This window comes from uncultured Thiodictyon sp., assembly GCF_903828115.1.
Taxonomy (GTDB): Bacteria; Pseudomonadota; Gammaproteobacteria; order Chromatiales; family Chromatiaceae; genus Thiodictyon.
Window position 1 is genome coordinate 1 of the sequence record NZ_CAIKKU010000320.1, and the last position, 7450, is coordinate 7450.

At 67.8% G+C, this 7450-nt stretch carries 6 protein-coding genes; 2 read left to right on the forward strand and 4 right to left on the reverse strand.

What is annotated here, in order from left to right; all coding sequences use genetic code 11:
- Positions 1 to 127 precede the first annotated feature (127 nt).
- The 3 genes from QZY48_RS11580 to QZY48_RS11590 all read right to left on the reverse strand — a co-directional run bounded on the left by QZY48_RS11580 (position 128) and on the right by QZY48_RS11590 (position 3742).
- Positions 128 to 1468, reverse strand: coding sequence for a heterodisulfide reductase-related iron-sulfur binding cluster (locus tag QZY48_RS11580; RefSeq protein WP_295431010.1), 1341 nt, complete (start codon positions 1466 to 1468; stop codon positions 128 to 130).
- A gap of 131 nt (positions 1469 to 1599) precedes the next feature.
- The gene (locus QZY48_RS11585) at positions 1600 to 3015 is read right to left on the reverse strand and encodes a LutB/LldF family L-lactate oxidation iron-sulfur protein (protein ID WP_295431011.1); all 1416 of its coding nucleotides are present in this window, start codon (positions 3013 to 3015) and stop codon (positions 1600 to 1602) included.
- Positions 3005 to 3742, reverse strand: a complete 738-nt coding sequence (locus QZY48_RS11590; RefSeq protein WP_295431012.1) for a (Fe-S)-binding protein — start codon at positions 3740 to 3742, stop codon at positions 3005 to 3007. The genes QZY48_RS11585 and QZY48_RS11590 overlap by 11 nt, the downstream gene beginning before the upstream one ends.
- A 365-nt stretch (positions 3743 to 4107) precedes the next feature.
- Between QZY48_RS11590 and QZY48_RS11595 the strand changes: the two genes are divergently transcribed.
- Entirely contained in the window at positions 4108 to 5259 is a 1152-nt protein-coding gene (locus tag QZY48_RS11595; RefSeq protein ID WP_295431013.1) for a glycosyltransferase, read from the forward strand.
- A 112-nt stretch (positions 5260 to 5371) separates the two neighbouring features.
- Positions 5372 to 5605, forward strand: a complete 234-nt coding sequence (locus QZY48_RS11600; RefSeq protein WP_295431014.1) for a hypothetical protein — start codon at positions 5372 to 5374, stop codon at positions 5603 to 5605.
- Positions 5606 to 5798: 193 nt separating this feature from the next.
- On the opposite strand, the gene malQ is transcribed toward QZY48_RS11600, so the two are convergent.
- Positions 5799 to 7301 (reverse strand): 4-alpha-glucanotransferase, encoded by a 1503-nt coding sequence (malQ, locus tag QZY48_RS11605; RefSeq protein WP_295431015.1) that lies wholly within the window; start codon positions 7299 to 7301, stop codon positions 5799 to 5801.
- Positions 7302 to 7450: the final 149 nt, after the last annotated feature.

The following is a 7450-nucleotide window of genomic DNA, read 5'->3' on the forward strand; positions in this document are numbered from 1 at the left end:
GTTGTCGTTGTCGTAATCGAGGTTGTAGTAGTGCCCCGGATTCTCTCGCACCCCAAGGTGAATCGTTTCTCCGATTACGACAACGACAACGACAACGATTGCGTTTAACTTGCTCTTGACTCGTTGCCTAGATCCCGTAAGCCATACGCAACAGCGTCAGCGGATGCTGCTGCCGGCCGTCCTGCCCGAGGGCGTGGGCGATGTGCGCCCCGGCCATCGGGCAGTCGCTGCCGAAGTGGTCGGGGGCCGCCTGCGCCACCCGGACCGCCACCGGTTTCACGATCTTCATCGCCACGGGATAGGACTCCTTCTTTACCGCGTAGGTCCCGTCGTGGCCGGAGCAGCGCTCGATGACCTCCACCCGGGTGTCCGGTACCAGGGCCAACACTTCGCGGGTCTTCTGCCCGATGTTCTGCACCCGCTGGTGGCAGGACGCCTGATAGACCACGCGGCCCAGGGGTTGTTTGAATCCCAGGTTCAACTTGCCGTGTTTGTGCCGGATCATCAGATACTCGAAGGGATCGAACATCGCCTCCTTCACCGCCTGCACGTCCGGATCATCCGGAAACAGCAGCGGCAGTTCCTGTTTGAACATCAGCACACAGGACGGGATCATCGCCACCAGGTCCCAGCCCTGATCCACCAGGGCCTTCAGGACCGGGATGTTGGCCTCCTTGGCCGTCTGCACCGCCGCCAGATTGCCCAACTCCAGCTTGGGCATACCGCAGCACTGCTCCTGTCGGGCCAGGGTGACCGGGATGCCGTTGTGCTCGAAGACGGCGATCAGGTCGGCATTGATGTCGGGCTCGTTATAGTTGCCATAGCAGGTGACGAACAGGGCCACCTTGCCGGTGGTGGCGCCCGCCGGCTTTCCGGTCGCCGCCCGGCCGATACGCCCCGGCTCCGCGCGGCGCAGGGTCTCGCGTTGGTAGCGGGGCACCCGGGCGTCGCGATGGACCGCCAGCACCGCCTCCAGCGCCCGCCGGGCCAGGGCGTTCTCGTTGGCCGCATTCACGACCCTGCTCACGACCGGGATCCCCGCCAGGGACCCCACGAGATCCGTGCTGGTCAGCATCCGGTCGCGCAATTTGACGTCGCCTACCCGGTATTTGACTGCCTTGGCCCGCAGCATCAGGTGCGGAAAGTCCAGGTTCCACTGGTGCGGCGGCACATAGGGACACTTGGTCATGTAGCACAGGTCGCACAGGTAGCAGTGGTCCACCACCTTCCAGTAGTCCGCTTGGGCCACACCATCCACCTCCAGCGATTCACTGGAGTCTACCAGGTCGAACAGGGTCGGAAAGGACTGGCACAGACTCACGCAGCGTCGGCAACCGTGACAGATATCGAAGACCCGTTCCAGTTCCTCGAGCAGCGAGCCCTCGTCGTAAAACGCGGGGTTGCGCCAGTCGAGCGGGTGACGGATCGGGGCTTCGAGGCTGCCCTCACGGGGTGGCGGTGCAGGCATGGGCGATCGACTCCTGGGGGTCACGGGGGCCGGAGCGCGGTTACGCGTCAACCCGGGCCTGCATAGTGAGTCTCCCGGCGACTTTCACAAAATGGGCTGAACGGATCGCGGCGATCGTGTGCGCCCATCGCTCAGGCGCGGTCGGGAAAGCCGGCCGCACGGGCCTGGCGGTGGAGGCTCTCGGGGGCGAGCCGCGGCGCCTCGCGGGTGTCCGTCCAGGGCGGCAGGCGCGTCGGCTGCAACCGGCGCAGGAGGCCCAGCAGCCGGGTCAGGGCGCGGTAGGCGCGGGGGTGGGCACAGACCCAGGACCACAGGCGCCAGATCCCGGACTGGACGGCCAGCCGACGGCTGCCGTGTCCCAGCGTGGGCGACGCCGCCCGGGTGCTGACGGCCTCATAGCGCAGCCGATTGAGTAGCCGCGGGATGGGGATGCGCACCGGACAGACCTCGGCACAGGCGCCGCACAGGCTGGAGGCATCCGCCATCTCCCCACGCTCGGCCAGGCCCTGGAGTTGGGGCTCCAGGATGCTGCCGATGGGACCCGGATAGACGGTACCGTAGGCGTGACCGCCCAGGCGGGCATAGACCGGGCAATGATTCATGCAGGCGGCGCAGCGGATGCAGCGCAGGGTCGCGGAGAGCTCCGGGTCCGCGTGGATGCGCGAACGCCCGTTGTCCAGCAGGATCAGATGGACCGCCGTGGGGCCGTCCTTCTCCCCCGCACGGCGCGGGCCGCTGATCATGTTCACATAGGTGGTGATGGGCTGGCCGGTGGCACTGCGGGTCAGGAGCGTCAGCAGGGTCGGGACCTGATCCAGGCGGGCGACCACCTTCTCGATCCCCATCACTGCGATATGCACGTCCGGGAGCGTAGTGCAGAGCCGCCCGTTGCCCTCGTTCTCCACCAGGCACAGGGTGCCGGTTTCGGCCACCGCGAAGTTGACCCCGGAGAGCCCCGCCGTCATGCCGCGGAAGCGCTCACGCATCACCGTGCGGGCGAGCGCCGTGAGTTCCTCGATCTGCTGCGCCGGCGGCTGGTCCGGGAAGTGTTTCCGGAATAGGGCGGCGACCTCGGCGCGGTCCTTGTGGATGGCCGGGGCTATGATGTGGGAGGGGGCCTCGTGGGCGAGTTGGATGATGATCTCCCCCAGGTCGGTCTCCAGCGCCTCGATGCCCTGTCCTTGCAGGAATTCATTGAGCCCCATCTCCTCCGAGACCATCGACTTGCCCTTGAGGATGGCGTTCGCCCCCGCCGCGCGCAGGATGCCCAGGACGATCTGATTGGCGTCCGCCCCGGTTTCGGCCCAGTGGACCTGGATACCGTTGCCGGTACAGGTGCGCTCCAGTTCCTCCAGCAGTTCCGGCAGCCGCGCCACCGCTTCGGCGCGGATGGCCGCGCCCTCGTCGCGCAGGCTCTCGCGCTCCTGCGGGTCCGGGAAGGCCTCGCGCCGTTTCGTCACCAGCCCGTCCATGGCCCGGCGGATGTTCCCCCGCACCCGATCCTGTCCCAGGGCGGCCCCGATGGCGAGGCGAAACTCAGTCGTCACGGTGGGTGCGCTCCCAAATGAACTCGGCCAGATGGCGGACCAGCGGGCCGCCGCCAAGGCGCCCCAGCGTTCCGCCCAGATTCATCAGGCAGCCGCAGTCCTGACCCACCAGAACCGCGGCCCCGGTCGCCAGGATGGCGCGCGCCTTGTCGGCGGCCATGGCCGCGGAGATCTCCGGCTGCTTGACCGAGAAGGCGCCGCCGAAGCCGCAGCACTCGGCGGCGCGCTCGGGCTCCACCAGTTCGACCCGCGCCAGGCGCCCGAGGAGGTCCATGGTCGCGTCGGCCACCCCCAGTTCCCGCCGGGCCGAGCAGGAATTGTGTACCGCCACCCGGATGGGCGGCCCCAGGTCGGTCAGGCGCACATCCAGCACCCGTACCAGATAATCGGAGAGTTCCACGACGCGCGCCGCGAAGGCATCCGCCCGCGCGGCGTCCGCCGTGTCGGCAAAGAGCAGCGGATACTGGACCCTGAGCATCCCGGCGCAGGAGGCCGAGGGCACCACCACCGGCAGGTCCGCCGGGAAGGCATCGAGTTGGGCGCGGGCGACCGCTCGCGCCTCGTCCCGATAGCCGCTGTTGTAGGCCGGCTGGCCGCAGCAGGTCTGCCCCTGGGGGAAGATCACCCGCACACCCGCGCGCCGCAGCAGTTGCATGGCCGCGAGCCCGGCCCGCGGGAAGAGCGTGTCGATCAGACAGGTGCCGAAGAAATAGACGGTGTGGGGCATGGGGTGAGGGGTCAGGGGTCAGGGGTCAGGGGTCAGTAGAAGAATTAGTGTCCGCAAATGAACGCAAATGAACGCAAAAAAAGATCGTGGATCAAAGACCTGCCGCGTCTGTCGATGCTCTGCTGGAACCCGTAGGGTCACTGCCATCGAGTCAGACCCTTCTGGCTCCCACGCTCCAGCGTGGGAGCAAGTACGGGCGCTCCGCGTCCAGTGCCAAGAACCGGACGCGGAGCGCCCGCACGACATTCCTACGCGGCAGAGACGGGGATTCTAGCAGCGTCCGGCCGGGGCATGGCGAGTCAAGGCCCTTTTTGAATTTGCGTTCATTTGCGTTCATTTGCGGACAACGGATCTTTCTTGGGATCATGACCAACCACCCCGCCCCCAACCCTGCGACGATTCCCATGCCGCCTGCCCCCGGTCCACTCGCCGTCTTCGCCTCCTTCTCCGGTACCGGCGGGGTGGAGCGGATGCTGATCAACCTGATCCGCGGCTTCGTGGACCTGGGCCAGGCAGTGGACCTGGTGCTGGTGCGCGCCGAGAGTCCGCACCTTGGGCGCCTGCCGGAGGCGGTCACGCGCATCGAGCTTACTACCAATCACACCCTGCTCGCCGCACCGGCACTGGCCCGCTACCTGCGCGCGCGCCGCCCCGCGGCCCTGCTGGCGGCCAAAGACCGGGCCGGCCGCACCGCCGTGCTCGCCCGCGCCCTGGCGGGCACCGGCACCCCGCTGGCACTGCGGCTCGGCACCCATCTGTCCACCGCTATGGCGGGACGCGCCGCGGTGTCGCGCTGGCTGCGCTATCTGCCGATCCGCCTGCTCTATCCGCGCCTGGACCGCATCATCGCGGTCTCCACCGGGGTGGCGCAGGACACCGCGCGCATCGCCCGGCTGCCCGCGGCATCCATCGCGGTCATCCGCAACCCGGTGATCACCCCGGAACTGGCGGTCCAGGCGGCGCGACCCTGCCCGCACCCATGGCTCAATGCCCCGGGCCCGCCCGTCATCTGCGCCGCCGGCCGTCTGCAGCGCCAGAAGGACTTCCCGACCCTGATCCGCGCCTTCGCCCGGGTGCGGGCCGGGCGCGATTGCCGGCTCCTGATCCTGGGTGAGGGCAATGCCCGTCCGGCACTCGCGGCCCTGATCGCCGAACTGGGGCTCGGCGAGCAGGTGGCCCTGGTCGGCTTCCAGTCCAACCCCTACCGCTATCTGGCCCGCGCCGCACTCTTCGTCCTCTCCTCCGCCTGGGAGGGCTCGCCCAATGTGCTCACCGAGGCCCTGGCGCTGGGGGTCCCGGTGGTCGCCACCGACTGCCCGAGCGGTCCCGCCGAGGTACTGGATGGGGGCCGCTTCGGGCCCCTGGTGCCGGTCGGGGCGGTGGACGCCATGGCCGCGGCCATGGCGGCGACCCTGGACCGGCCCCTGCCCGCGGCGGTTCTGCGCTCCGCCGTCAGTGAGTACGAACAGGGCCGCAGTGCGCGACACTATCTGGAGATGATGGGGCTGATCCCATGACGGCGCCCCTCACTACATGGATGGATTCGCTGGCGAGTGCTAGCATGTGATGGCAAGACTGCGCCCGACGGCCTCCAGTCTACGATGACATCACTGGCGGAGAAAAGCCTGTATGCCAAACCTGAGCGTGCGACGACTCGATAACGAAACCTACGAACGCCTGCGGCGGCGGGCGGAGAACCAGGGCGTATCCATGGAAGAGGAGGCGCGGCGGATACTCAAGCGCGCGGTCGCGGCGCCGGAACGCTTGAGCGACCTGGCGCGTGAATTGTTCGGGCCAACCCATGGGGTAACCTTGGAGCTACCCCCAAGGGAACCCCACGAACCGATTCGTTTCGATCCATGATCCTGCTCGACACCAATGTGGTTTCGGCGGTCATGGCGTCGAAGCCGTCGCTGGCGGTACTGGCCTGGCGAACGGGATAGCGCTTGGCACGCGCAATCTGACCGACTTCGAGGCGTGCGGATTGCAACTGATCAACCCTTTTGCTTTCTCGACTGATTGAACCCGGCATCACAAGGAGGCACGAGTCATCCTATCAGCCCTGCCCCGGCACCAACCGCTGATAAATCTCCAACTGCCGCCTGATCCGCGCCGGGGTTTCCGGCGCGACCATGGGCCAGGTGAACCGCCAACTCCAGTTGTAGCCGGCCACCCCGGGTACGTTCATCCGGTGCTCGCTGCCCAGGGCCAGGAGGTCCTGCATGGGCAGGATCGCCAGGTCGCAGCGCGAGGCGAGCGCGGCGCGGATCAGGGGCCAGGGCATAGCCTCCTGCGAGTGGCCGAGGAACTCATAGATGTAACCCTTGGCCGCGTCGCTCTGGGACTCGAACCAGCCCACCGTGGTGTCGTTGTCGTGGGTGCCGGTGTAGACCACGGCGTCGCGCTCATGGCGGAAGGGTACGTAGGGATTGTCCGGCTCGCCGGTGAAGGCGAATTGCAGGACCTTCATACCGGGCAGGCCGAACTGCTTGCGCAGCGCGGTCACCTCAGGGGTGATGACCCCCAGGTCCTCCGCGACCAGGGGCAAGGGGCCGAAGACCTCCGTCAGGCGCGTGAAGAGGGCGGCACCGGGGGCCTTGACCCACCGGCCATTGGTCGCAAGCGGCTCGGACCCGTCGATCTCCCAGAAGGACTCGAAGCCCCGGAAGTGGTCGATGCGGATCAGGTCGAACAGGCGCAGTTGGGTGCGCAGGCGCTCGATCCAGAACGCAAAGCCGTTCTGCTCCATGCGCTGCCAGGCGTAGAGCGGGTTACCCCAGCGCTGGCCGGTGGCGGAGAAATAGTCGGGCGGGACCCCGGCCACGGTGCGGGTGGTCCCGTCCGGGTTGAGGTCGAAGTCCTGGGGCCGCGCCCAGACCTCGGCGCTGTCGTGGGCGACGAAGATGGGCAGGTCGCCGAAGAGCCGGACCCCGCGCCCGTTGGCATAGTCGCGCAGTGCCTGCCACTGGCTGAAGAAGAGGAACTGCTCGAAGTGGATGTACGCCAGGGCCTCGACCAGGCGCGCGCGGGCCGCCGCCAGGGCCGCGGGGTCGCGATCACGCAGGGGCTCGGGCCAGAGCCACCAGGGCCGCCCCTGCTCCTCCCAGAGGGCACGGAACAGGGCGTAGTCCGCGAGCCAATAGGCGTGCTCGACGCTGAAGGCGTCCAGCGCCGCGCGCTCCTGCGCCGCCGCGTGGGCCTGGAATCCGGCGAAGGCGTGGCCCAGGGCCGTCGACTGCGCGCGATAGGGGTCTTCGAGTGTGTAATCCGGCAGGCCGAGCAGCCAGCCGCGCGCGAGCAGGGGTTCCAGGGCGATCAGGCGCGGATTGCCGGCATGGACCGAACTGGTCTGATAGGGCGAACCCTCGGACAGGGTCGGGCCGACCGGCAGCATCTGCCAGACCGACAGGCCGCAGTCGACCAGGAAGTTGACAAAGTAGCGGGCCTCAGGGCCCAAGTCCCCGCAGACCCCGCCGCCGGGCAGTGAACTGGGGTGCAGCATCACCCCGGCGCGTCGGTCTTGCGGCGGCTGGGCAGGCGATAGCACGGATGGCGTCATGGGGTCACACTGTTCCTAAAATTCTGAGCAAAGTTGCTCAGTGATGAAGTTAGGATTTATCCGCACTTGGTTGATAGGCGTTGCGGCCTGCAACTCAAGCCTCTTGACGCTCAGTTGCGCCGGAGAACGTGACAGCAGCACCCGTCGGA

Coding starts and splice junctions, on each gene's coding strand:
- QZY48_RS11590 (WP_295431012.1), bottom strand. CDS start 3,742: ATGCCCCACACCGTCTATTTCTTCGGCACCTGTCTGATCGACACGCTC.
- malQ (WP_295431015.1), bottom strand. CDS start 7,301: ATGACGCCATCCGTGCTATCGCCTGCCCAGCCGCCGCAAGACCGACGC.
- QZY48_RS11580 (WP_295431010.1), bottom strand. CDS start 1,468: ATGCCTGCACCGCCACCCCGTGAGGGCAGCCTCGAAGCCCCGATCCGT.
- QZY48_RS11595 (WP_295431013.1), top strand. CDS start 4,108: ATGACCAACCACCCCGCCCCCAACCCTGCGACGATTCCCATGCCGCCT.
- QZY48_RS11600 (WP_295431014.1), top strand. CDS start 5,372: ATGCCAAACCTGAGCGTGCGACGACTCGATAACGAAACCTACGAACGC.